The organism is Streptomyces abikoensis (assembly GCF_014648775.1).
GTDB classification, from domain to species: domain Bacteria; phylum Actinomycetota; class Actinomycetes; order Streptomycetales; family Streptomycetaceae; genus Streptomyces; species Streptomyces abikoensis.
The window spans coordinates 164,993-188,128 of the sequence record NZ_BMRT01000006.1 but is presented as its reverse complement, the minus strand read 5'-3'; the positions used below and the strand labels follow the sequence as shown (position 1 = coordinate 188,128).

Sequence of the window (23,136 nt, the reverse complement as noted above, 5' to 3'; positions counted from 1 at the left end):
GGTGGTGTTGTACCGGGCCCCGGCCGCTCCGTCACCCGCCTTTCGCCGATTGAGGGGGGCTACGGATCGATGTCCGCGGCCGAGCGCTCCTCGAAGATCCGCATCGTCTTGGCCGTCACCGGGCCCGGGACGCCGGGCAGTTGACGGCCGTCGAGGGCGCGGACGGCCTGGACGTCGCGGAGGGAGGAGGTCAGGAAGACCTCCTCGGCGCGCTCCAGGACGTCGAAGGGCAGCTCGGTCTCCTTGGCGCCGGCCCACTCGACGACGAGGGCCCGGGTGATGCCGGGCAGGCAGCCGGAGGAGAGCGCAGGGGTGTGGAGCTCGCCGTCGAGGACGACGAAGACGTTGGAGCCGGTGCCCTCGCAGAGCGCGCCGACGGTGTTGGCGAACAGCGCCTCGGTGGCGCCGTGGGCGCGGGCGTGGGCGAGGGCGACGACGTTCTCCGCGTACGAGGTGGACTTGGCGCCGGCGAGGGCACCGCGCTCGTTGCGGGTCCAGGGGACGGTGACGGCGGCCGTGACGGGGGCGGGGGCCGTGCGCTCGGCGAGGGCGACGACGAGGGTCGGCCGGGCTTCGCCGCGGTCGGAGCCGAGGGGGGCGATGCCGCCGGTGTAGGTGACGCGGAGCCTGCCGAGCGGCATGCGGTTGGCCGCCAGGACCGCCGCGCAGGCCCGCTGGACCTCGTCGAGGTCGGGCTCGGGCAGGCCCAGGAGGCGGGCCGAGGAGGCGAGCCGGGCCAGATGGCGGGTCAGGGCGAAGACTTCGCCGTCGGTCGCCTTGAGGGTCTCGAAGACGCCGTCGCCGACCGTGAGTCCGTGGTCGAACACCGACACGCGCGCGCTGTCCGCGTCGCGGAGCGCGCCGTCGCTCCAGATCATCACCGTTCCGTCCCTCCTGCCGGCTGGTGTGTGCCCGACGCTATCGCGAGGAGGCGGGCGGCCTTGAGTTCCGTCTCGGCCCACTCGCGCTCGGGATCGGAGCCCCAGGTGATGCCCGCGCCGGTGCCGAAGCGCAGCACCGGGCCGCCGGTGGCCGTGCGGTCGATCCAGAAGGTGCGGATGCCCACCGCGAGCTCGCCGGTGCCCCGGTCGGCGTCGACCCAGCCGATGCCTCCGCAGTAGGGGCCGCGGGGCGCGGTCTCCAGCGCCTCGATGATCCGCAGGGCGCTGCTCTTGGGGGCGCCGGTGACCGAGCCGGGCGGGAAGGTGGCGGCGAGCAGCTCGGGCCAGCCCGCTCCCCCGTCGAGCTCGCCGCGCACGGTGGAGACGAGGTGGACGAGGCCGGGGTGGGGTTCGACGGCGCAGAGCTCGGGGACGGTCACGGATCCGGTGGCGCAGACGCGGCCGAGGTCGTTGCGGACCAGGTCCACGATCATCACGTTCTCGGCGTGATCCTTCTCCAGCAGGTCGGCGGCGGTGCGGCCGGTGCCCTTGATGGGGCCGGAGGTGACCGTCGTGCCCTCGCGGCGCAGATAGAGCTCGGGGGAGGCGGTGGCCACCTCGATGCCGTGGGCGGGCAGCCGGACCGTGCCCGCGTAGGGGGCGGGGTTGCCGCGGGCCAGCAGGGCGGTGAGGGCGTCGACGTCGGCGCGGTCCGCGTCGGGCAGCGGCGCGCTCAGTACGCGGCAGAGGTTGGCCTGGTAGACCTCGCCGGCCGCGATGTGCTCGCGGACGCGCCGGACGCCCGCGATGTAGCCGTCGCGGTCCAGGGAGCTGGTCCAGGTGTCGGGGGCGGGGCCGCGCCAGGAGGCGCCCGCCTCGGGGCCGGGCGCGGGGGCGGGGCGTACGTCGCCGAAGCGGGCGCAGTACAGCGCTCCCTCGAAGTCGGCGACGACGGCCCACCAGCCGGTGGATTCCAGGGCCGCCGGGTCGGTGGTGACGTCGCGCAGGTCGGTGGCGAGGAGGCCGCCGAAGCGAGCCATCGGGGAGGGCGTCGGGAGGAGGCTGTGCACGTCATCGAGTCTATGGCGGGGCCCTCCGGCGGCCCCCGGACGACGGCCGGACGGCGTCCCCGGGAACGATCAGCGCAGCATGCTGGGCAAACGGAATTTGAGCTGGCGCCGGAATCCGCTAAAGTTCAACACGTCGCCGGGACGCGGAAGCGAAACGGCGGAGAGCAGCTCCCGGGTGAAACCCCTGGGAGAGGCCAAATGCGGACGTAGCTCAGTTGGTAGAGCACCACCTTGCCAAGGTGGATGTCGCGAGTTCGAGTCTCGTCGTCCGCTCGAGTTGGGGGATCTTCCCGAACCCCCGCACTCCTGGTGGAGTGGCCGAGAGGCGAGGCAACGGCCTGCAAAGCCGTCTACACGGGTTCAAATCCCGTCTCCACCTCCAAGGACGATTAGCTCAGCGGGAGAGCGCTTCCCTGACACGGAAGAGGTCACTGGTTCAATCCCAGTATCGTCCACCAGGTCCGCACGGACCTTCCCGCGCGATTAGCTCAGCGGGAGAGCGCTTCCCTGACACGGAAGAGGTCACTGGTTCAATCCCAGTATCGCGCACGCAGCACGCAGCACCATCCCGGACGATTAGCTCAGCGGGAGAGCGCTTCCCTGACACGGAAGAGGTCACTGGTTCAATCCCAGTATCGTCCACCAGGTCCCCATGGACCTTCCCGCGCGATTAGCTCAGCGGGAGAGCGCTTCCCTGACACGGAAGAGGTCACTGGTTCAATCCCAGTATCGCGCACACGACCGGCCGGGGCCGGAGCTCGAAAGAGCTCCGGCCCCGGCTGTTTTGTTGGCCCCGACCTGGCACCGACCTGGCACCGACCTGGCTCTGACCTGCGAAAACGCGACGGCCGGGTACCTCCCCAGGTACCCGGCCGTCGTGCCGTCCGCCGCACCCCCGTCCCCACGGGGTTATGGCCGGTCCGCCCGGCCCGGGCCGCTCTCCCGGGCGCTGTGGGCCGTTTCAGCGCCCCAGCAGTCCGGCCACGGACGACGCCTGAGTGACGACGGCGTCCCAGCCGCCGAAGACGACGGCGAGGAGTACCGCCAGCGGCAGCACCATGGCCGCCGCGACCAGCGGGTGCCGGGTGGGCGAGGGACGGTCGCCGAGGACGTCCGCGGCCTGGTGACCGTACGTCCGGTGGGCCGCGCGCCCCGCGATGTCCGCCACCGCCCCGCTCCTTCTCATCTGCCGTCTTGGGAGCGGCGGGCACCTGACCTCGGGGGACGAGTATGCGTACCCGCCGCTTGCCCTCCAATCTAGGCGCGGCGCCCGGGCCGGTCGTCATGCCCTCGTACCCCTTGGGCGTTCTCCGGGAGGATGACCCCGGGCGGCCCTGGCTACTCCCACGGGTGGAGAACGACGGCCCCGGACCCAGGGTCTTCCCCCAAGGGGCGCCCCCCGGGTGACTTCCCTCACTTCCCGCCCGTCCCGGTGGGTCGCCCGTGCGGCCCTCCCCCCGGCCCCCTCCCCCACCGCGTCATACGTTCGGGTCATGCCCCGGGCGGGCGGCCTCCGCCCCGCCGGGCCACCGCGGACCGCGTCAATCCCCTTCTCCGTACGGGATCTTGAGAGGCCGTCCCGGGGCCGTGGCCGGGCGCCCGGCGCCCCGGGGGCGGCCCGCGCCGCCCCGCCCCGGCGGCCGCAATCCACTGGCCGACGCATGCGCGGCCTCTGAGCGCGACCGTCCGTCAATCCGTAAGCTGTGGCTCGTCAGAGGCCGGGCAGCTACGTGGGGCAGCCCCACCGGAGGTAGGGGACGAAGATGACGATGATGCGGCTCCGGCGCGAGGACCCGCGAGTCGTCGGCTCCTTCCGGCTGCACCGGCGGCTCGGTGCGGGCGGCATGGGCGTGGTCTACCTGGGCTCGGACCGGCGCGGCCAGCGGGTGGCGCTGAAGGTGATCCGGCCGGATCTGGCGGAGGACCAGGAGTTCCGGTCCCGCTTCGCCCGGGAGGTCTCCGCCGCGCGGCGGATCCGCGGCGGCTGTACGGCGCGGCTGGTGGCCGCCGATCTGGAGGCGGACCGTCCGTGGTTCGCCACACAGTACGTGCCCGGGCCCTCGCTCCACGACAAGGTGAACGAGGAAGGCCCCCTGTCGGCGGCTCAGACCGCCTCCATCGGGGCCGCGTTGGCCGAGGGGCTGCTCGCGGTGCACGACGCGGGGGTGGTCCACCGCGACCTCAAGCCCTCCAACATCCTGCTCTCCCCCAAGGGCCCCCGCATCATCGACTTCGGCATCGCCTGGGCGACCGGGGCCTCCACCCTCACCCATGTGGGCACGGCGGTGGGCTCGCCCGGCTTCCTGGCGCCGGAGCAGGTGCGCGGCGCGGCCGTGACCCCCGCGACGGACGTCTTCGCGCTGGGCGCCACCCTCGCCTACGCCTGCACGGCGGACTCTCCGTTCGGGCAGGGCAGTTCGGAGGTGATGCTCTATCGCGTGGTCCACGAGGAACCGCAGCTCATGGGCGTCCCCGACGCGCTGGCTCCGCTGATCCACGCCTGCCTGGCCAAGGACCCCGAGGAGCGGCCCAGCACCCTCCAGCTGTCGCTGCGCCTGAAGGAGATCGCGGCCCGCGAGGCCCACGGCATCAGCGAGGGCCGGCCGCCGGCCCCCCGCCGTGAGCCGGACCGCCCGTCGGCGCGCAGCGCCGCGCAGTACGAGCGGCAGCGCACCGAGCGCCGTCCCGCCGGCGCGCCCACGCCCCGCCCGCAGCGGCCGCACACCCCCGAGCGTCCGGCCGAGGGCGTCCGGGCGCCGGAGCGGCGGCCCGCCCCGCAGCGGCCCGCCGTCGGCCGGCGTTCCCGGCCCGGGGCCCGGACGGGCGCGGGCGCCCGGCGGCCGGGCCCGGACCGCAAGCTGCTGCGGCAGCGGCTGATCGTGTTCGTGGTGGTGACGCTGCTGGTCGCCCTGGGCATCGCGGCGGCCCAGGGTTGCCAGGGCCCGGCGCGCTCGCTGGGCGGGGTGCCCTCGGCTCCGGTGACCGGCGTTACGGGAGCGCCCGGGACGGTCAGTCCTGGGGACGCCCGCTCGTGACCGCGTAGAAGGCCACGGCGGCGGCCGCTCCGACATTGAGCGAGTCCACGCCGTGGGCCATGGGGATGCGCACCCACTCGTCCGAGGCCCGCAGGGCGCGGTCGGACAGGCCGTCACCCTCCGCGCCGAGCATCAGCGCGACCCGCTCCAGGCGGTGCGGGGCCGCGTCGTCCATGGAGGTGGCCTTCTCGGCCGGGGTGAGGGCCAGGATCCGGAAGCCCGCCTCGCGGACGGTCTCCAGATCGCGGGGCCAGGACGCGAGGCGCGCGTAGGGCACGGAGAAGACGGCGCCCATGGACACCTTCACCGAACGCCGGTAGAGCGGGTCGGCGCAGTCGGGCGAGAGCAGCACGGCGTCCATGCCGAGGGCGGCGGCGCTGCGGAAGATCGCCCCGATGTTGGTGTGGTCGTTGATCCGTTCCATCACCACGACGCGGCGGGCGGTACGCAGCAGCTCCGCCGCCTCCGGCAGCGGCTTGCGCTCCATCGAGGCGAGCGCGCCGCGGTGGACGTGATAGCCCGTCACCCGTTCGGCCAGGTCGGGGGTGACGACGTAGACGGGGGCGGGGCTCTCGTCGATGACGTCGCGCATCACCTCGACCCACTTGGCCGTCAGCAGCATCGACCGCATCGCGTAGCCGGCCTGGCCCGCGCGCCGGATGACCTTCTCGCCCTCGGCGATGAAGAGCCCCTCGGCGGGCTCGCGGCGGCGGCGCAGCTCGACGTCGGTCAGGCCGGTGTAGTCCGTGAAGCGCGGGTCGTCGGGGTCGTCGATGGTGATGATGTCGGCCATGGGGTGCCGCCTTGTCGTGCTCGTGGTGCGGGTGGAGTGTGCTCGTGGAAGGGGGCCGGTCAGTCGCCGTCGCGCGGGCCGACGGTGACGACGTCGCCGATCACGATGACGGCCGGGGGGCGTATGCCCTCGGCCCGCACCCGCTCGGCGACGGTCTCCAGGGTGGCGTCCAGGCGGCGCTGGGCGGCCGTGGTGCCCTCCTGGACGACCGCGACGGGCGTGCCGGCCGGGCGTCCGTGGCGGACGAGCGTCTCGGCGATCGCACCGATGTTCTCGACGGCCATCAGGAGGACGAGGGTGCCGCGCAGCCGCGCCAGCGCCGACCAGTCGGCCAGCGAGCGGGGGTCGTCAGGGGCGACGTGGCCGCTGGCCACGGTGAACTCATGGGCGACCGCGCGGTGGGTGACGGGGATTCCGGCGACGCCCGGCACGCTGATGGAGCTGGAGATGCCGGGGACGACGGTGCAGGGTATGCCGTGCTCCGCCAGGGCCTGGACCTCCTCCATGCCGCGGCCGAAGACGAAGGGATCGCCGCCCTTGAGCCGGACGACCGCCTTGCCGGCCTTGGCGTGCTCGACGAGGGCGGCGTTGATGGCCTCCTGGGCCATGGCCCGCCCGTAGGGGATCTTGGCCGCGTCGATGACCTCGACGTGCGGGGGCAGTTCGGCGAGGAGGTCACGGGGGCCGAGGCGGTCGGCGATGACGACGTCGGCCTCGGCGAGCAGCCGGCGGCCGCGCACGGTGATCAGGTCGGGGTCGCCGGGGCCGCCGCCGACGAGGGCGACACGGCCCTCGCTCGCGGCGCGGGCCCGGTAGTGCGGCGCGGCCAGCGAACCGTCGCGCAGGCCCTCCACGATGGCGTCCCGCACGGCGGCGGAACGGCGCGGGTCCTGCCCGGTGAGCACGGCGACGGTGACGCCCTCGCTCCGGCCGGTGGCGGGCGTCCAGGCGGTGGCGGCGCCCGCGTCGTCGCTGCGCACGGCCCAGACCCGGCGGGCCTCGGCCTCGGCGGAGGCCGCCTCGTTGGCCGCGGCGTCGTCGGTGGAGATCAGGGCGTACCAGGCCCCGTCGAGATCGCCGTCGCGGTAGCGGCGGCGCTCCCAGCGCAGTTCACCGGCGTCGGCCATGGCCTCGACGGAGGCGGTGGCGGACGGGGAGACCAGCAGGACGTCGGCCCCCGCGGCTATCAGGGCGGGCAACCGCCGCTGGGCGACCTGCCCTCCGCCGAGGACGACCACACGGCGACCGGCAAGACGCAGTCCGACGGGGTAAGCGGCTTGTTCGATCCGGGCCATGAGCAGGTCTCCTCCGTACGAATGCGCTGGTGGGGACACCTTACGGGGTGCATGCCGGACGACGGCCCGCACCCGAGCGACAACCCCGGTGCGGGCCGACCGGTCAGCTCTTCTCGCTGACCCCCGCCGTATCGAACGTCGCCACCTCATGCATCGCCCGCGCAGCGCTCTGCACCACCGGCAACGCCAGCAACGCCCCCGTGCCCTCGCCGAGCCGCAGGTCGAGGTCGACGAGCGGCCGCAGGCCGAGCTTGGTGAGCGCGGCGACATGGCCGGGCTCCGCGCTGCGGTGACCGGCGATGCAGGCGGCGAGCGCCTCCGGGGCGATGGCGCGTGCGACGAGGGCCGCGGCCCCCGCGCTCACGCCGTCCAGGATCACCGGCGTCCGCAGCGAGGCGCCGCCCAGGATCAGGCCGACCATCGCGGCGTGCTCCAGGCCGCCGATGGCGGCGAGGACGCCGATCGGGTCCTTGGGGTCCGGCTGGTGGAGCTCCAGGGCCCGGCGCACCACGTCGACCTTGCGGGCGTGCATCTCGTCGTTGATGCCCGTGCCCCGCCCGGTGATCTCGGCCGGGTCGGCGCCGGTGTAGACGGCGATGAGGGCGGCCGACACCGTGGTGTTGGCGATGCCCATCTCACCGGTGAGCAGCGCCTTGTTCCCGGCGGTGACCAGGTCGCGGGCGGTCTCGATGCCCACCTCGAGGGCGCGCATCGCCTCCTCGCGGGTCATCGCGGGGCCGGTGGTGAAGTCGTTCGTACCGGGCCGGATCTTGCGCGGCAGCAGGCCGGGGGTGCTGGGCAGCTCGCCCGCGACGCCGACGTCCACGACGCAGACCTCGGCGCCGACCTGGTTGGCGAAGGCGTTGCACACGGCGCCGCCGCCCAGGAAGTTGGCCACCATCTGGGAGGTGACCTCCTGGGGCCAGGCCGTGACGCCCTGGTTGTGCACCCCGTGGTCGCCCGCGAAGATCGCGACGGCCGCGGGCTCCGGGATCGGCGGCGGGCACTTGCGGGACAGCCCGCACAGCTGCGCGGAGATGATCTCCAGCATGCCGAGCGCGCCGGACGGCTTGGTCATCCGCTTCTGGCGCTCCCACGCCTCGCCGAGCGCCTTGGCGTCCAGCGGGCGGATGCCGCGCAGGGTCTCGGCGAGGAGGTCGTGCGGGTCCTCGCCGGGCAGCGCCCGGCGCCCGTACTCCTCCTCGTGGACGACCCACGACAGCGGCCGCCGCTTCGACCAGCCCGCCTGCATCAGCTCGGGCTCGTCCGGGAACTCGTCGACGTAGCCGACGCACAGGTAGGCGACGACCTCCAGGTGCTCGGGCAGCCCGAGGGCGCGGACCATCTCGCGCTCGTCGAAGAAGCTGACCCAGCCGACGCCGAGGCCCTCGGCGCGGGCGGCGAGCCAGAGGTTCTCGACGGCGAGCGCGGAGGAGTACGGCGCCATCTGGGGCTGGGTGTGCCGGCCCAGGGTGTGGCGGCCGCCCCGGGTGGGGTCGGCGGTGACCACGATGTTGACGGGCGTGTCGAGGATCGCCTCGATCTTCAGTTCCTTGAACTGCTTGGCCCGCGCCTTCGGCAGCGACTTCGCGTACGCCTCGCGCTGCCGGGCGACCAGCTCGTGCATCGCCTTGCGGGTCTCCGCGGAGCGGATGACGACGAAGTCCCAGGGCTGGGAGTGCCCCACGCTGGGCGCGGTGTGCGCGGCCTCGAGGACGCGCAGCAGCACCTCGGGCGGGACGGGGTCCCTCCGGAAGCCCTTGCGGATGTCGCGGCGCTCGCGCATCACCCGATGCACGGCGGCGCGCTCGGCGTCGGCGTAGCCGTCGGCGGGGTCCCCTACGGGGGCGCCTGCGGCGGGCTCATCGGTGATGGCGGGGGCGCCGTCCGGCACGGGCTGTTCGCCGTTCGCGGCGGCCGCCTGCGGGGCGGCGGCCTCGGCCGATTGCGGGGCGCCGACGGTCCCTGCCTGCGCGGACGCGGCCACGTCGGCGGCCGGCTCCTCCTCGGCGACGGGCGCGGCGGCCTGCGCCGCAGTGGCGTCGGCCGGCTGCGGAGCGCCGGACACGGACTGCGCGGACGCGGCGACGTCAGGGGCGGGCTGCTCGCCCTCGGCGCCGGAAGCGGCCTGCGGCGCGGCGGCATCGGTGGCGACGGCATCGGCCGATCGCGGCGCACCGGCGACGGCGTTCCCGGTCTGCACGGACGCGGTGTCGTCAGAGGCAGTATGCGGCGCGACGGCTGCGGCCTCGGCGGCCCCCGCCTGCGCAGACGCGCTGCCGTCGGCGCCGGGCTGCTCGTCTTCGGCGACGGAGGCGCCTTCGGGCGATTGCGGGGCGTCGGCGACGACGGACCCGGCCTGCGCGGACGCAGCGGCGGCGGCGACTGCCTCGGCCCCTTGCGGGGCGTCGGCGACAGCGGTCCCGGCCTGCGCGGACGCGGCTACGTCGGCGGCGGCTTCGGCCGGTTGCGGCGCGCCTGCGACGGCGGCCCCCGCCTGCGCGGACGCGGCTACTTCGGCGGCCGGCTCGCCCTCGGCGACGGGAGCGGCGGCCTGCGGCCCGGCGGCGACGGCTTCAGCCGATTGCGGCGCGCCAGCGACGCCGGTCCCGGCCTGCGCGGCCACGTCGGCGGTCGGCACGTCCTCGCCGACGGAGGCAGCGGCCTGCGGCCCGGCGGCGACGGTCTCGTCGGATTGCGGGGTGCCGGCAACGGCCGTCCCGGCCTGCGCGGGCGCGGTCATGTCGACGACGGCCTCAGCCGATTGCGGCGCTTCGGCAACGGCGGTCCCGGACGGTGCGAGCGCGGCGACATCGGCGGCCGGCTCGCCCTCGGCGACGGAGGCAGCGGCCTGCGGCCCGGCGGCGACGGCCTCGACGGATTGCGACGCGCCGGCGACGGCGGCCCCCGCCTGCGCGGGCGCGGTGACATCGGCGGCCGTCTGCGGCGCGGCGGCTACAGCTGCGGCCTCGGCGGCCGTCTGCGGCGGCGCGGCGACGTCGGCCGCCACGGCCTGCTCGGACGCGGCGGCATCGGGCGCGGCCTGCTCGCCCTCGGCAACCGGCGCGACCTGCGACGCGGCGACGGCCACGGCCGACGCGGCCGCGGTGCCGTCGGCCCCGGGCTGCTCGCCCTCGACGACGGAGGCCGCCTGCGGGGCGCCGGGCACGGCGGTCCCGGTCGGTGCGGACGCGGCAACATCGGCGGCCGTCTGCGGCGCGGCGGCGTCGGCCGGGACGGCCTGCTCGGACGCGGCGGCATCGGGCGCGGGCTGCTCGCCCTCGGCAACCGGTGCGACCTGCGACGCGGCGACGGCCACGGCCGACGCGGGCGCGATGCCATCGGCCCCGGGCTGCTCGCCCTCGACGACGGCGGCGGCCTGCGACGCGGCGGCGTCGACTGCGGTCTCGGCCTCAGCCCCGGCCGCTTGCGGGGCGGCGGCGACAGGGCCGGTCTGCGCGGGCGCGGTCCCATCAGGAGCGGCCTGCGGCGCGGCGGCGTCGGACGGCTCGCCGCCGGTGGCGGGGTCGAGCGTCGCGACGGGCCCCTGCGGAGCACCGGCGACGTCGCTCCCCGCCTGCGCGGGCGCGGTGCCGTCGGCGACGACAGCGGCGTCCGGCTGCTCACCGCCGGTGGCGGAGGCGGCCGGTGATGCCGCGTCGGCGACCGCGGGGGCGTCGCCGTCGGCAGCGGTCTCCCCCGTCGCAGAGGCGTCAGCCGTCGGCAGGGACGCGTCGCTGTCGGCGGCGTCGGACCGCGCCGGAACGGGCTGCCCGGCTCCGGCCGCAGGCACACCGCCGTCGAGGGCGGCGGTTTCGACCACCTGCGCGGTGACAGCGGCAGCCTGCGCCGCCGCACCCTCATCCACGGCGGCAACCGCTGTCTGAACACCCTCAGCCGGAGCCGGGACGGGCTGTCCGACTCCGGCGGCGGTCCCGTCCACGGCCGTCTGCGCGTCGGCGACGACAGCGGCCGGGGAGTCGGTGACCGCCTCGGGGGCGGACATGGCGTTGACCACGGCGAGCGGGACGGGGGCGTCGAGGAACGCCATGACCCCCATGCCCCGCACACCGGCGGGCACACCGGCCGTGGGGGCCGTCACCTGCTGGGCGGGGCCCGGAACGGCCTCACCCGGCGCGGCCGTGGCGGTCTCCTGCGGCGGTACCGCAGCCGACGACACGTCAGCGGGCGCGCTTCCGGCGACCGGCTCGGCGGCCTCGGCCGACTGTGCGCCATCCACCACGGCCGCGGCCGCCTCCTCAACGCTCTCACTCATCTGCGTACCCGCGGTGCCCGCGCCCGTCGGCTCACCGTTCGTGCCCGCCTCGGCGGACGGCACGTCACCCGGCACCGCGGCGTCAGCCGGACCGTCCACGGCCGACGGCACATCAACAGGCACGGAAGCCTCCCCGGCCGTGACGGCGTCAACCGGCACGGCCTCAGCCGACGCGGCCTCAGCCTGCGCCTCCGCCGCCACCCCGGCGGCACCGTCCGCCTGTGCGAGCCCGCCCAGCGGCGTACCCGCCGGCGGCGTCGGTGCCACTCGGTCGACGAGGGCCTGGGCGGCGCCGGGGGCGACCGTCATGACGGGTGCGGTCTCCGGGCCGCGTGGGGCCGGGACGCCGGACGCGGCGGCCGAGCCGCCGTCAGGAGCCGTCGCGGGGCCGCCGCCGGGAGCTATGTCGTGGGCGGCCAGGACCGCGTCGGCCGTGTGCTGCGGCGGCACGAAGGCCACGGGCGGAACATCCATCGGCGGAGCATCGACCAGGGGAGCGCCCACCGGCGGAACGTCCGCGTGCGGAACGCCCTCCGCCGGCGGGACGTCGAGGTACTCGACGCCCCCGACCGGCGGCGCCGGCGGGCGGACCGGGGAGCCGACGGGCTGCTGCGGGGCGGCGGGGCCGCGGTCGGCGAGGGAGCGGACGACGCCGCTGTTGGGCTCCGGCACGGGCGGGCCCAGGTGGAGCGGGCGGCGAGGCGGCGTGGGCGCGGCAGCCTGCGCCGGGGCGCGCACGCTCGTGTAGTCGAGGGAGCCGGTGTCGCGGCCGCCCGTCTCGTGGGTGCCGCCGGACGCGGCGGGCTGCTCGCTCCACGCGCCCTGGGCGCCCGGCATCAGCAGCAGGTCGTCCTCGTCCGCGACGTCGTGGTCGAGGTAGGAGTAGGCGGAGGGATCCCCGGTGTCGGCAGGGGCCGCGCCATCCGCGGAAAGCGGATGGCCGGGCAGTGCGCCTGCGTTCTCCGGCTGTCCCTCGTCCGGGAACCGGCCGGTGTCGGTCATGCGTACCCCTCGCCCATCGGTAGTGCTCCTTCCAACCGCTCACGCCCATGGAGAAGAACGAGCGCGTGTACGTCGCGGCACGTTGTGTACCGTCCGGTGCCACCCTGCCCTGTACGCGCCAAGCGGGGGGTGCGTTCGGAGCATTGACGGCTGTGGTGTCGGACACCGAGGCGCCCGAGAGGCACCCGAGGCGACCGGGACGGCTGAACAACGATCCGCCAGCCTACCCTCCGCCCGCTCCCCCGCTGTCAAGGGTGCGTACGACGGCCACTCAGAAGGAAGGCTACGGCGCGCTCCCGCTCCGTCCAGGCGCTTGTGTCCAACTCCACTGCTTGGAGCAGCGTGCACTCCACGGCGTACCCGCCCTCCGCGAGCGCCCTCCCGATGGCCTCGGCGTCGTCACGCGTGGCGGCGTGGGCGACGATGCGCTCGGGGCGGCGGTCCGCGCAGGCGGACACGACGGGGGCTCCGCCGCCGCCGACCCGGACGACGTCGGGCTCCGGCAGGTCCTCCAGGACCTGCGGGGCGACGCCCTGGACGACCTGGAGCTGGACGCCGTAGCGCCGGGCGACGGTGGTGGTGCGGCGGCAGGCGGCGGGGTCGTGGTCGACGGCGATGACGGCGGCGCCGAAGCGGGCGGCCTCGACGGCCGCCGCGCCGCTGCCGCAGCCGATGTCCCAGACGAGGTCGCCCACGCGCGGGCCGAGCCGTGCCAGTTGGGCGGCGCGGAGCTCGGTGGACTCCCCCTCGCCGAGCCCGGTGGCCTCGGCGGCGGGGGCGGCGGCGCCGATGGCGTACGCGTCCGCCGGCAGCGCCCAGCCCCGCAGGGCGGGCGGGTAGCCGGGATCGCGGCCGGCGATCCAGCCGCCACGGCCGGTGGGCGTGCCGAAGCCGCCGATGACGAGGACCACGTTGGGGTCGCGCCAGGTGTGGTCCGCGGCCCGGTCGGAGGTGACGACGGTGACCTGCTCGCGCTCGGTGCCCAGTTCCTCGCAGATGACGAAGGTGCGGTGGACGGGGCCGAGGAGGAGGGCGAGCTCGGCGGGGCCGGCGCCGGGCGAGGTGAGGACGGCCACCTTCGGGTGGGCGCGGCAGACGTTGACGGCGCGTCGCAGGTCCCGGCTGTGGGCGACGACGACCTGGGCGTCGTCCCAGGGCATGCCGGCCCGGGCGAAGGCGGCGGCGACGGAGGAGACGGCGGGCACCACCTCGACCTCCAGGCCGTGCTCGGGGGCGCGCAGGGTGCGGACGACGCCGAAGAAACCGGGGTCGCCGTCGGCGAGGACGACGGCGGAGCCGCGGTGCCGGGCGATGCGGCGGGCGGCGAGGTCCACGCTGCCGAGGCGGACGCGCTCGGCGTCTGCGGGCACCTCGGGCAGGGCCAGGTGGTGCGCGGCGCCGGCGACCAGGGTGGCGGCCGCGAGCGCGGAGCGGGCGGCGACCGGCAGCGGTGAGCCGTCCCACCCGATCACCGTGACCCGGTCGGCCATCGTCGTCAGTCTCCTGGGGCTTGTGGGGGGGCGGGTCGCGGGGCGGTCGCGAGGGGGTGGGTGCCCGCGATCGGGCAGGGTGAGCGTACCCCGGGCGGGTACCGGTCCGGGCCTTCGAAGGCGGTGGGCTCAGCGCCAGTCGGGGAAGACGGAGGCGTAGCCTCCGGCGGGGGTGTAGTCGCCGGGGGAGGAACGGTCGCCGGCGGACGAGTAGGCGTCGTATCCGCCGAACGCCCGGGGCTCCTCGGCCTCGTCGAGGTCCTCGGGGAGCAGGCTCCAGATGATGAGGTCCGTCCGGGACTCGGTCCAGCCGGCGCCGCCGCCCTCGGGGCGGCTGCGCGCTATCCAGGCGCTGCGCAGGACGCCCTCGCTGACGCAGCCGGCCTTCTGGGCGACCTGCTGGGCGGCGGTGTTGTCGGCGGCGGTGCGCATCTCCAGGCGTTCGAACTTCTGGTCGCGGAAGAGCCACTCGGCGGCGGCGAGGACGGCTTCGCAGGCGTAGCCCTCGCCCCGGGCCCAGGGGGCGGTGACATAGGCGACCTCGGCGGTGAGGGTGCGCCAGTCGGTGTTGCGGAGGTGGAGGGTGCCCACGAGGCGCTGGGTGAGGAACTCGGCGACCGCAAAGACGATTCCGCGCCCGGAGAGGCGTTCCGAGGGGGCCCGGCGCAGCGCCCAGTCGCGGGCGTCGGCGGTGGTGTAGGGGAAGGGGGCCGAGGTCCAGGCGGTGACGAGCTCGTCGTTCATCATCTCGGCGAGCGGGGGGATGTCCCCGGCCTCGAACGGGCGCAGCACCAGCCGGTCCGTACTGATGGAGATGTCCGGAAAGGTGGAAGTCATGCGCTGCTCCAACGCCGCGGCGGGTGGGCTCGGGTGGTACGGGGGCGTGCCCGGGTGCACCAGCATGCAGCATGTGCGGGCGGGTGCGCCAAGCGCCAGGCCCCGCGCACGGGCGATCGTGTGCGCGGGGCCTGTGTCCGTACGGACGGCCGAGGTTACAAGGTGTCAGCTCGCGACGGGACCGAAGGCGGGGATCACGGCGCCGTTGCTGAACTTCTCCGTGATGAACTTCTTCACCTCGTCGGAGTTGAGGAGCTTGGCGAGCTTCTCGATCCGGGGGTCCTTCTCGTTGCCCTTCTTGACGGCCAGGAAGTTGGCGTAGGGGTTGCCCTCCGCCTTCTCCAGCGCGATGGCGTCCTTGGCGGGGCTGAGCTTGGCGCTGATGGCGAAGTTGCCGTTGATCACCGCGGCGTCGACGTCGTCGAGGCGGGAGGGGATCTGGGCGGCCTCGAGCTCGGTGAACTTCACGCCCTTGTCGTCCGCGACGTCGGAGAGCTTGGCGGCGGCGCCGACGCCGTCCTTCAGCTTGATGACGCCGTTGTCGGCGAGCAGCTTCAGCGCCCGTCCCTCGTTGGTGGCGTCGTTGGGGACGGCGATGGTGGAGCCGGAGCCGAGGTCGGCGACCTTCTTGCCCTTCTTGGAGTAGAGGCCGAGCGGCTCGATCTCGACGTTGACGACGGGCACGATGTCCGTCTTGTTCTTCTTGTTGAAGTCGTCGAGGTAGGGCTTGTGCTGGAAGAAGTTGGCGTCGACCTCGCCGTTCTGGGTGGCGGTGTTGGGGAGGACGTAGTCGTTGAACTCCTTCACCTCCAGCTTCAGACCGGCCTTGGCCGCGAGGTTGTCGCGGACGAAGTTGAGGATGTCGCCGTGCGGGGTGGGGCTGGCGGCGACGACGAGCTTGGCGGCCGAGTCGGCGTCCTTGCCCTTCTTCGAGCTGCTGGAGGTGGAGGTGTCGGAGGGCGCGCTGCAGGCACTCAGGCCGAGGGTGAGGGCGGCGGCGGCCGCGACGGCGGCGGTGAGCTTGACGGTGGTACGCACGAAGAGTGCCTTCCTTGCTTGGTGTTTCTCGGTGCCCCGGTGCTGACGCCCGGCAAAGGGTCCGGGCTCCGGGGAGTCTTGGGGGGTGGTGCTGGTCAGACCGCCTTGTCGAGGGCGGGCTCGGGCTCGGCGGCCACCGCGGCCGTGCCGGCGGCGGCGGGCTTCGGCCGCGCGGGCAGGAGGCGGCGGAGGCCGACGGGGGCCGCCTGGCGGCCGCCGCGCGAGGCGAGGCGGCGTACGGCGAGGTCGCCGGCGATCTGGACGACGGTCACGATGGCGATCAGCAGCAGGATGGTGACGTTCATCAGCGCGTCCTCGCGCCGCTGGTAGCCGTAGGTGATGGCGAGGTTGCCGAGACCACCGCCGCCGACCGCGCCCGCCATGGCGGAGTAGCCGATGAGGGTGATGACGGTGGTGGTCAGGCCCGCGAGCAGGGAGGGCAGGGCCTGCGGCAGGAGCACCTTGAAGATGAGCGTCCAGGTGCCGCCGCCCATCGACTGGACGGCTTCGACCAGCCCGTGGTCGACCTCGCGGACGGCGGTCTCCACCAGCCGGGCGAAGAAGGGGACCGCTCCGATGGCGAGCGCCACGACGGCCGCGCTGGGGCCGATGGAGGTGCCGACGACCATCCGGCTGAAGGGGATCAGCCAGACGATGAGGATGATGAACGGCAGCGAGCGGCCCAGGTTGAGGATCGCCCCGAGGACCTTGTTGACGGCGACGTTCTGGAGCAGGCCCCCGCGGTCGGTCAGGACGAGCAGCAGGCCCAGCGGCAGGCCGCCGAGGACGGCGTAGACGGTGGACCACCACACCATGAAGAGCGTGTCGAGACACGCGTCGCGCAGCAGGGGCTGCATCTCGGCCCAGGTCACTTGGCACCTTCCTTGAGGAGAGCGGCGGCAGGCGCCGGAGTCTGTACGTCCGCCACGTCGACCTGAAGGCCCTGCTCGCGCAGGAAGCCGATCGGGACGACGTTCTCCTCGAACCGGCCGGGCAGCTCGATGCGCATCCGGCCGACCTGCTTGCCGCAGACGGTGTCCATCGCGGCGCCCAGGATCGAGATGTCGATGTTGTACGTACGGGACAGCTGGGAGATCACGGGCTGGGTCGCGGCGTCGCCGTGGAAGGTGACGTCCACGACGGTGCGGTCCGGGCCGGAGGGTTCGCCGCCGACCGGGAACAGCTCGGCGGCCAGCTCGGAGCCGGGGGTGGCGAGCAGTTCGGAGACGGTGCCGGACTCCACGACGCGGCCGCCCTTCATCAGGGCCGCGGAGTCGCAGATGGTCTTGACGACGTCCATCTCGTGGGTGATCAGCAGGACGGTCAGGCCGAGCTGCTGGTTGAGGTCGCGCAGCAGCTGGAGGATGGAGCGGGTGGTCTCCGGGTCGAGCGCGGAGGTCGACTCGTCGGAGAGCAGCACCTTGGGGTCGCCGGCCAGGGCGCGGGCGATGCCCACGCGCTGCTTCTGGCCGCCGGAGAGCTGGCCGGGGTAGGCCTTGGCCTTGTCGGCGAGGCCGACGAGGTCCAGCAGCTCCAGGGCCTTGCGCTCGCGCTCCTTGCCGGAGACGCCGAGGATCTCCAGGGGCAGCTCGATGTTGGCCTGCACGGTCCGCGAGGAGAGCAGGTTGAAGTGCTGGAAGACCATGCCGATGCGGCTGCGTGCCCTGCGCAGCTCGGCGCCGGCCCGCTGGCCCCGCCCGGCGAGGGCGGTGAGGTCCTGGCCGGCCACGGTGACCGTGCCGGAGCTGGGGCGCTCCAGGAGGTTGACGCAGCGGATGAGGGTCGACTTGCCGGCGCCGCTCTGGCCGATGACGCCGTACACCTCGCCCTCACGGACGTGGAGGTCGACGCCGTCGAGGGCGGTGACCTCGCGGCCGCGTGAGCGGTAGACCTTTGTCAGGCCCTTAGTGGTGATCACAGGGGTTTCCGTCACTGTCGAGTGCGCGACGCGATGCGCCGGCACGGGAATTCATTGCGGAACGCGGCATCGGAGGGCCCTGGGAAGCGCGTGGGACGCGGTCTGCCGGGGCTCTGGTGACGCGGGGGCGGCGCGGCTCCCGTCGGCGGGTGGCCGGACGGGGTGCGCTACGGGGTCTCGCTTCGGGGCGCGAGGCACGGGGGCCCTCAGCAGTCACACATTCGACACATGCGACGAGCAGCACCGGGCGTCGTCATCGCCTCGGTCGCAAGGATGCGGGTGCTCGTCGTGGTCATGCGGGCAAGTAAAACAGAAGCACGTGCGAATCAGCCAAGCCTGTCCGAATACCGGACTCGATCTCTCGCCCCCTGGACGCCGGGGGCGCGCGCGAGGGGCCCGTACCGGGCGTTTAAAGTCGTCCCATGCCTGTCTCGTCCCCTTCGCCCACCCGCGTCGCCCGGGGGTCCCGGTGCTCGACGCGCTGACGCTCGCGGCCGGTCTGGCCGCTCTCGCGCTGGCCGCCTGGTGCGGTTTCGCCTTCGCCCGGGACGAGCCCACCAAGGACTGGCACTTCATCGGCATGGCCGTGGTCGCGGTGCTGGCGCTGGTGCAGCTGGTCGTCGGCGTGGTGCGGCTGTCCGGTGGCGAGAAGCCGGCGCAGGGCACGGCGATCTTCGTGGCCTATCTGCTGGGCGCGGCGGCCGCCGTGCCCGCGGCGGGCTTCATGTCCCTGGCCGAGCGGACCCGCTGGGGCTCGGCCACCGTGGCGGCGGGCGCCGTGATCCTGGCCGTGCTGGAAGTGCGGCTCTACGACATCTGGGGAGGCTGACATGTCCGAGCACACGACTGACATGTCCGGGCACACGACTGGCATGTCCGAGCACACCGACACGGGCGAGCGAGCCGGTTTCGACCTCGGCCAGGGGCCGGGCCGGCTGCTGGTCTGGCTCTACGGCGTCTTCACCGTCGCGGCGGCCTCCCGCTCGATCGTCCAGATGATCATGGACTTCGGGCGGGCGCCGCTGGCGTACGTCCTGTCGGCGGCCGCCGCCGTGGTGTACGCCTTCATCACGTACTCGCTGGTGCGCGGCGGCGGACGGGCCCGCAGGGCGGCGCTGGTGTGCTGCGCCGCCGAGCTGGTGGGTGTGGTGACCGTGGGCACCTGGACGCTGCTGGAGCCGTCCGCCTTCCCCGACGCCACGGTCTGGTCGGACTACGGCATGGGCTATCTCTTCATCCCGGTCGTCCTGCCGCTGACCGCGATGGTCTGGCTGCGCCGGGCCCCGCGCTGAGACCCGGCACGCCCCGGCGTCAGGCGGTCGTCACCAGGGCGGGCGCCCCGGCGGGCCCGGCCTCCTTCTCCAGGGTGACCACGGTGAGGTTCCGCCCGGCCGCGTCCGCGCCGGTGCGCGCGTAGCCCCACTTGCGGTAGAGGCGCGCGTTCCCCTCACCGCGCCGGCCGGTGGCCAGCCGGAACCGCTTGGCGTCCCACTCGGCCGCCAGCCGCTCCTCGATCCCGGCGAGCAGCCGCCCGCCCAGGCCGTGCCGCCGCAGCCGGGGGTGGACGATCAGCCCGGTGATGACGGCGGTCCCCTCGGCGTCGACGGTGGCGCGCACCGAGCCGACGACCTCCTCGCCGAGCCGGGCCACGAGCACACAGCCGCGGCCCAGTTCGGCGCGCAGGTCGTCGAGCGTCTGCGTCAGGGGTTCGATGGTGTAGTCGCCGTGGAGCTCCGCCTCGCTCTGGTAGCAGAGGTACTGGAGCTTGAGGATCTGCTCGGCATCGTTCTCGGCCGCGGCCGAGATGGTCACGCTCATGCCCATGTGCGCACGCCTCCCCTTGCTGGGTCGCTTGATGCTCCTTTCCCCCGGGTCAAGGAGCTGCAATCTCTGCCATGAGCATTCTGCGCAGGCATCCCAGGCAACGGGAACGTACGGGCCCCAAAGATCCTTGTGACATTCCCAACTTCCCTGCGATTTCACGGTAGGTCGGGTCGTGGCCCGAAAGAAGCGCGGAAATCACCCGGGGACAGCGGCCGGGCAGCCGGCGGATCGCGGCCAGCAGCTCGCGGCGGGACTCGGCGGCCAGCACGGCCTGTTCCACTCCGGAGTCCACCCGTGCGCCGGGCGCCGGGGCGGCCTCGGTGGTGGGGTCGTAGAGCACTTCCCGCCGGCGCAGGGCGGCCCGGACCTCGGCCCTGACCGCCGCCGCTAAGCGCGCGGCGGGCTCCCCGGCCCGGCGCTCGCTCAGCAGCCGCACCCAGACGGACTGTTCGAGGTCCGCGGCGTCCAGTCCGGCGGAGTGCGCCTCGGCGGCGCACTCGGCCTTGAGCAGGGGGGCGAGCCGGGTCAGGAGATCACTCTGTGTGGTCACGCGGGCGGGGACGCGGCGTCCCCGCCCACCGGTTTCCGGCCCTGCCGGAATTCACCCTTCCGGGCGAGGCGCAAGGGTCACCCCTTACGGAACGCGTCCCGGGCCATCGCCGCCGTGTCGCAGTTGTCGGAGAAGATGCCGTCGATGCCCGTCGCGAAGTACGCCTTGAACGCCCCGAACGCGTCGCCGTAGGCGTTCGGGTCCGTCCCCCGGCGGAAGTCGGCGGGCAGGAAGCTGTTCTCGTTGCGCATGGTGTACGGGTGGAGGAACAGCCCGGCGGCATGGGCGTCGCGCACCAGCGTGGTGGGCTTGGTGAGCCGGTCGTTCTTGTCCCGGGGGATGATCTGGTTCACCCAGGGGCCGATGCCCTGCGCGAAGCCGGAGATCCACTTGAGGCCCTTGGGGGTGATGAGGTCCGCGACGGTGCGCGGGTCCTTCGCCTCGACGAAGTCCCAGGGGCGGGTGGGCAGGTCGTCCAGCAGCAGCACCTTGGGGCAGTCCAGGCCGAGCCTGCCGAGGCGCTGGAGGCTGCTGGGCTCGAACGACTGGAGGAAGGTGTAGCCGTTGTGGCCCGAGCGGTTGTAGCGGCGCAGCAGCTTGGCGAGGCGCTCCTCCAGGCCCAGGCCGATCTTGCGGAAGTACGTGGGGTGCTTGGTCTCCACGTGGAGCCAGATCCGCCGGCCGCGCTTGCGGCCCTGCTCCTCGGCCCACTTGAGGACCTCCTCGAACGTCGGCACGTCCCAGCGGCCGTCGTAGAGGGTGTTGTGCTGGCGGGTGCCCGGTATCCGCTCCTTGGCGCGCAGCGTCTTCAGCTCCGCGAGGGTGAAGTCCTCGGTGAACCAGCCGGTGTGCTGCTCGCCGTCGACGGTCTTGGTGGTCTTGCGGGAGGCGAACTCCGGGTGCGAGGCGACATCGGTGGTGTTGGTGATGTCGTTCTCGTGGCGGCAGACGAGGTGGCCGTCCTTGGTCGGCACGACGTCCTGCTCGATGACGTCCGCGCCGTTGGCGAGGGCGTACTCGTAGGAGCCGAAAGTGTGCTCGGGGCGGTAGCCGCAGGCGCCGCGGTGGCCGATGACGGTGGGCACGGGCAGGTCCTTGTACGAACCGCCGTGGCGCTGCCCGGCCGTGAGGTCCGTCTCCCGCCCGGTGGCCGCCACCGCCGGCACCGCTCCGCCGCCGAGGGCGACCGCCCCCGCGCCGAGGGCCGCCGCGGCCCCCAGCACCGTACGCCTGCCCGGCCGCTGCTCCTGCTGCATGTTTCTCCTTCTGTGGTGCTGTCGCCGTGTGGTGCTCTTGGCCGGGCGATCGTATGCACGTCCGACCACCGGGCTGAAGAACGAAGGGGGAACGGAGTGGAAAGTCACGTCAACACTCTGTTTCGACTCGGTCAACCCCGCGTGCACAAGAGGCGTACCCGCGAGTATCGTCGTCGACCGCGCCCCGCGCGCCCGTCCCGCCCATCACGACCGGAGGGTCCGTTGTCCCGCATCCTGCTCAAGGCGTTCCTCGGATTGCTCATGCGCGTCCTGTACCGCCCGAAGATCGAGGGAGCCGAGCACATCGCGGAGAGCGGGCCGGTGATCCTCGCGGGGAACCACACCACGTTCGTGGACTCGCTGTTCCTCGCCCTGGTCGTCAAGCGCCAGGTGCTCTTCATCGGCAAGGACGAGTACGTCACCGGCAAGGGGCTCAAGGGCCGGCTGATGGCGTGGTTCTTCGGCGCCTCCGGGATGATCCCGGTCGACCGCGACGGCGGCAACGGCGGGGTGGCCGCGCTGATGACGGGCCGTCGGGTGCTGGAGGAGGGCAAGGTCTTCGGCATCTACCCGGAGGGCACCCGCTCCCCCGACGGCCGCCTCTACCGCGGCCGCACCGGCATCGCCCGGCTGACGCTGATGACGGGCGCCCCGGTGGTGCCGTTCGCGATGATCGGCACGGAGAAGGTCCAGCCCTCCGGCAAGGGCCTGCCGCGCATCGCGCCGGTGACGGTGCGCTTCGGCGAGCCGCTGGACTTCTCCCGCTACGAGGGGATGGACCGCGACCGCTATGTGCTGCGCGCCGTCACCGACGAGGTGATGAGCGAGGTCATGCGGCTGTCCGGCCAGGAGTACGTGGACATGTACGCCACCAAGGCCAAGGCGGCCTGACCCCGGCCGGACCCACCGCGCGGGGGCTAGCCCAGGCAGCGCGGCTGGAACGCCGGGTCGGCCGGGCCCTTGCGCCCGAGGGCGTTGAGCACCCACTGGGCGACGACCGGGTCCTTGGTGGCCTGGTCGTGCATGAACGGGTCGAGCGGGCACTTGTCCTGCAGCACGACGTTGCTGAGGTGCTCGGCCGGGCCGGTCAGCAGGGCGCTGGTGTAGGGGATGACGACCTCGTCGTGCCGGGTGGTGACGACGGTGTAGTCCGGGCCGGCCGGGGTCTCGTCGCCCTCGTTGAGCTTCTTCAGCAGGTCCGAGCCGACGCGCTGGTCCAGGCAGGACGGGCAGAAGGTGTAGCCGAACGGGATGGCCAGCGGGTTCAGCGTGCCGTGGTTGGACGGGACGATGCCCACGAGGTCGTCGACCTTGTCCGCGCCGCCGAGGAACTTCACGTAGTAGCGCGGCATCATGCCGCCCTGGCTGTGCCCGACGATGTCGACCTTGGCCGCGCCCGTCGCGCCGCGCACCGCCTCGACGAAGTCGCGCAGCTCGGCGGCGGCCTGGGGGATCGGGTCGGTCTCCATGTGCCCGTAGTTGAAGGCGAAGACGCAGTAGCCCGCCTCCTTGAGCGCCGGGGAGAGCTTGGCCCAGTTCTCCGCCATCAGCTTGAACGTGCCGTTGACGAGCACGACGGGCTGCGGGTGGGCCGAGTCCGGCTTGCAGGACCAGTCGTTGGCGCCCTTGGGCGGGACGTCCAGGACCGAGGCGGAGGCCGGGGACGCGGTGAGCCCCATGAGGCTCAGGGCGGCCGTGGCCGCGGCGGCGACCAGGAACCGTGCGGTGGTGCGCAGACGCATGTGGGGAGTCCTTTGAACATGGCGTCGCTGCTGGGGACGCCTTCGTCCGAACCTCGTTCGACATTGTCGACCGGTGGACGAGATGTTCTCGGGCGTGTCAGGAGTGCGTCAAGAGTGTTACTCGCCGGT

19 protein-coding genes and 6 tRNA genes are annotated in these 23,136 nt (G+C 73.8%); 10 read left to right on the top strand and 15 right to left on the bottom strand.

Annotation, left to right across the window (positions count from 1 at the left end; all coding sequences use genetic code 11):
* Nucleotides 1–59: 59 nt before the first annotated feature.
* Together IE096_RS20715 and IE096_RS20710 are read right to left on the bottom strand one after the other, a co-directional pair.
* A complete protein-coding gene (locus IE096_RS20715) occupies nt 60–881 on the bottom strand; it encodes an aminotransferase class IV (protein ID WP_189453896.1) in 822 nt (273 codons plus the stop codon).
* The gene (locus tag IE096_RS20710) at nt 878–1,921 is read right to left on the bottom strand and encodes a chorismate-binding protein (RefSeq protein WP_189454249.1); all 1,044 of its coding nucleotides are present in this window, start codon (nt 1,919–1,921) and stop codon (nt 878–880) included. The genes IE096_RS20715 and IE096_RS20710 overlap by 4 nt, the downstream gene beginning before the upstream one ends.
* A 230-nt stretch (nt 1,922–2,151) precedes the next feature.
* Here IE096_RS20710 and IE096_RS20705 point away from each other — a divergent pair.
* The 6 genes from IE096_RS20705 to IE096_RS20680 all read left to right on the top strand — a co-directional run bounded on the left by IE096_RS20705 (nt 2,152) and on the right by IE096_RS20680 (nt 2,687).
* A tRNA-Gly gene (locus IE096_RS20705) sits at nt 2,152–2,224 on the top strand.
* Between the two features lie 35 nt (nt 2,225–2,259).
* Nucleotides 2,260–2,333 (top strand) — tRNA-Cys (locus IE096_RS20700).
* A gap of 1 nt (nt 2,334) precedes the next feature.
* Nucleotides 2,335–2,409 (top strand) — tRNA-Val (locus IE096_RS20695).
* A gap of 19 nt (nt 2,410–2,428) precedes the next feature.
* Nucleotides 2,429–2,500: transfer RNA gene (locus IE096_RS20690), tRNA-Val, on the top strand.
* A 21-nt stretch (nt 2,501–2,521) separates the two neighbouring features.
* Nucleotides 2,522–2,596 (top strand) — tRNA-Val (locus tag IE096_RS20685).
* 19 nt (nt 2,597–2,615) lie between these two features.
* Nucleotides 2,616–2,687, top strand: a tRNA-Val gene (locus tag IE096_RS20680).
* 225 nt (nt 2,688–2,912) lie between these two features.
* On the opposite strand, the gene IE096_RS20675 is transcribed toward IE096_RS20680, so the two are convergent.
* Entirely contained in the window at nt 2,913–3,119 is a 207-nt protein-coding gene (locus IE096_RS20675; RefSeq protein ID WP_189453894.1) for a hypothetical protein, read from the bottom strand.
* 595 nt (nt 3,120–3,714) lie between these two features.
* Here IE096_RS20675 and IE096_RS20670 point away from each other — a divergent pair.
* Nucleotides 3,715–4,986: a serine/threonine-protein kinase gene (locus tag IE096_RS20670; protein ID WP_189453892.1), complete on the top strand. Its 1,272-nt coding sequence runs from the start codon at nt 3,715–3,717 to the stop codon at nt 4,984–4,986.
* Here the strand turns inward: IE096_RS20670 and IE096_RS20665 are convergent.
* The 8 genes from IE096_RS20665 to IE096_RS20630 form a co-directional block, all read right to left on the bottom strand.
* Nucleotides 4,961–5,779: a TrmH family RNA methyltransferase gene (locus IE096_RS20665; RefSeq protein WP_189453890.1), complete on the bottom strand. Its 819-nt coding sequence runs from the start codon at nt 5,777–5,779 to the stop codon at nt 4,961–4,963. The genes IE096_RS20670 and IE096_RS20665 overlap by 26 nt on opposite strands.
* 59 nt (nt 5,780–5,838) lie before the next feature.
* Entirely contained in the window at nt 5,839–7,074 is a 1,236-nt protein-coding gene (gene cobA, locus IE096_RS20660) for a uroporphyrinogen-III C-methyltransferase (RefSeq protein ID WP_189453888.1), read from the bottom strand.
* A 103-nt stretch (nt 7,075–7,177) separates the two neighbouring features.
* Nucleotides 7,178–12,352 carry a nicotinate-nucleotide--dimethylbenzimidazole phosphoribosyltransferase gene (cobT, locus tag IE096_RS20655; protein WP_189453886.1) on the bottom strand — a complete coding sequence of 1,725 codons (5,175 nt, stop codon included), beginning with the start codon at nt 12,350–12,352 and terminating at the stop codon, nt 7,178–7,180.
* A gap of 248 nt (nt 12,353–12,600) precedes the next feature.
* Nucleotides 12,601–13,842, bottom strand: a complete 1,242-nt coding sequence (gene cbiE, locus IE096_RS20650) for a precorrin-6y C5,15-methyltransferase (decarboxylating) subunit CbiE (protein WP_189453884.1) — start codon at nt 13,840–13,842, stop codon at nt 12,601–12,603.
* A gap of 129 nt (nt 13,843–13,971) precedes the next feature.
* Nucleotides 13,972–14,679, bottom strand: coding sequence for a GNAT family N-acetyltransferase (locus tag IE096_RS20645; protein ID WP_189453882.1), 708 nt, complete (start codon nt 14,677–14,679; stop codon nt 13,972–13,974).
* A 165-nt stretch (nt 14,680–14,844) separates the two neighbouring features.
* Nucleotides 14,845–15,717: a MetQ/NlpA family ABC transporter substrate-binding protein gene (locus tag IE096_RS20640; protein ID WP_189453880.1), complete on the bottom strand. Its 873-nt coding sequence runs from the start codon at nt 15,715–15,717 to the stop codon at nt 14,845–14,847.
* A gap of 95 nt (nt 15,718–15,812) precedes the next feature.
* Nucleotides 15,813–16,589 (bottom strand): methionine ABC transporter permease, encoded by a 777-nt coding sequence (locus IE096_RS20635; RefSeq protein ID WP_229820427.1) that lies wholly within the window; start codon nt 16,587–16,589, stop codon nt 15,813–15,815.
* Nucleotides 16,586–17,635, bottom strand: a complete 1,050-nt coding sequence (locus IE096_RS20630) for a methionine ABC transporter ATP-binding protein (RefSeq protein ID WP_164737751.1) — start codon at nt 17,633–17,635, stop codon at nt 16,586–16,588. Before IE096_RS20630 ends, IE096_RS20635 begins: the two co-directional genes overlap by 4 nt.
* A gap of 469 nt (nt 17,636–18,104) precedes the next feature.
* Between IE096_RS20630 and IE096_RS20625 the strand changes: the two genes are divergently transcribed.
* On the top strand, nt 18,105–18,464 hold the full coding sequence (locus IE096_RS20625) for a hypothetical protein (protein ID WP_189453878.1): 360 nt from the start codon (nt 18,105–18,107) through the stop codon (nt 18,462–18,464).
* A gap of 43 nt (nt 18,465–18,507) precedes the next feature.
* Nucleotides 18,508–18,927 carry a hypothetical protein gene (locus tag IE096_RS20620; protein WP_189453876.1) on the top strand — a complete coding sequence of 140 codons (420 nt, stop codon included), beginning with the start codon at nt 18,508–18,510 and terminating at the stop codon, nt 18,925–18,927.
* Nucleotides 18,928–18,946: 19 nt separating this feature from the next.
* Here the strand turns inward: IE096_RS20620 and IE096_RS20615 are convergent, their stop codons facing one another.
* The 3 genes from IE096_RS20615 to IE096_RS20605 all read right to left on the bottom strand — a co-directional run bounded on the left by IE096_RS20615 (nt 18,947) and on the right by IE096_RS20605 (nt 21,265).
* Nucleotides 18,947–19,459 carry a GNAT family N-acetyltransferase gene (locus IE096_RS20615; RefSeq protein WP_126913372.1) on the bottom strand — a complete coding sequence of 171 codons (513 nt, stop codon included), beginning with the start codon at nt 19,457–19,459 and terminating at the stop codon, nt 18,947–18,949.
* Nucleotides 19,460–19,508: 49 nt separating this feature from the next.
* Nucleotides 19,509–20,009: a sigma-70 family RNA polymerase sigma factor gene (locus IE096_RS20610; protein ID WP_229820426.1), complete on the bottom strand. Its 501-nt coding sequence runs from the start codon at nt 20,007–20,009 to the stop codon at nt 19,509–19,511.
* 77 nt (nt 20,010–20,086) lie between these two features.
* Complete coding sequence (locus tag IE096_RS20605) at nt 20,087–21,265, bottom strand: glycerophosphodiester phosphodiesterase (RefSeq protein WP_189453874.1); 1,179 nt, start codon at nt 21,263–21,265, stop codon at nt 20,087–20,089.
* A 222-nt stretch (nt 21,266–21,487) separates the two neighbouring features.
* Between IE096_RS20605 and IE096_RS20600 the strand changes: the two genes are divergently transcribed.
* Complete coding sequence (locus tag IE096_RS20600) at nt 21,488–22,156, top strand: lysophospholipid acyltransferase family protein (protein ID WP_189453872.1); 669 nt, start codon at nt 21,488–21,490, stop codon at nt 22,154–22,156.
* 26 nt (nt 22,157–22,182) lie between these two features.
* Here the strand turns inward: IE096_RS20600 and IE096_RS20595 are convergent, their stop codons facing one another.
* Entirely contained in the window at nt 22,183–23,007 is an 825-nt protein-coding gene (locus IE096_RS20595; protein ID WP_189453871.1) for an alpha/beta fold hydrolase, read from the bottom strand.
* Nucleotides 23,008–23,136 lie beyond the last annotated feature (129 nt).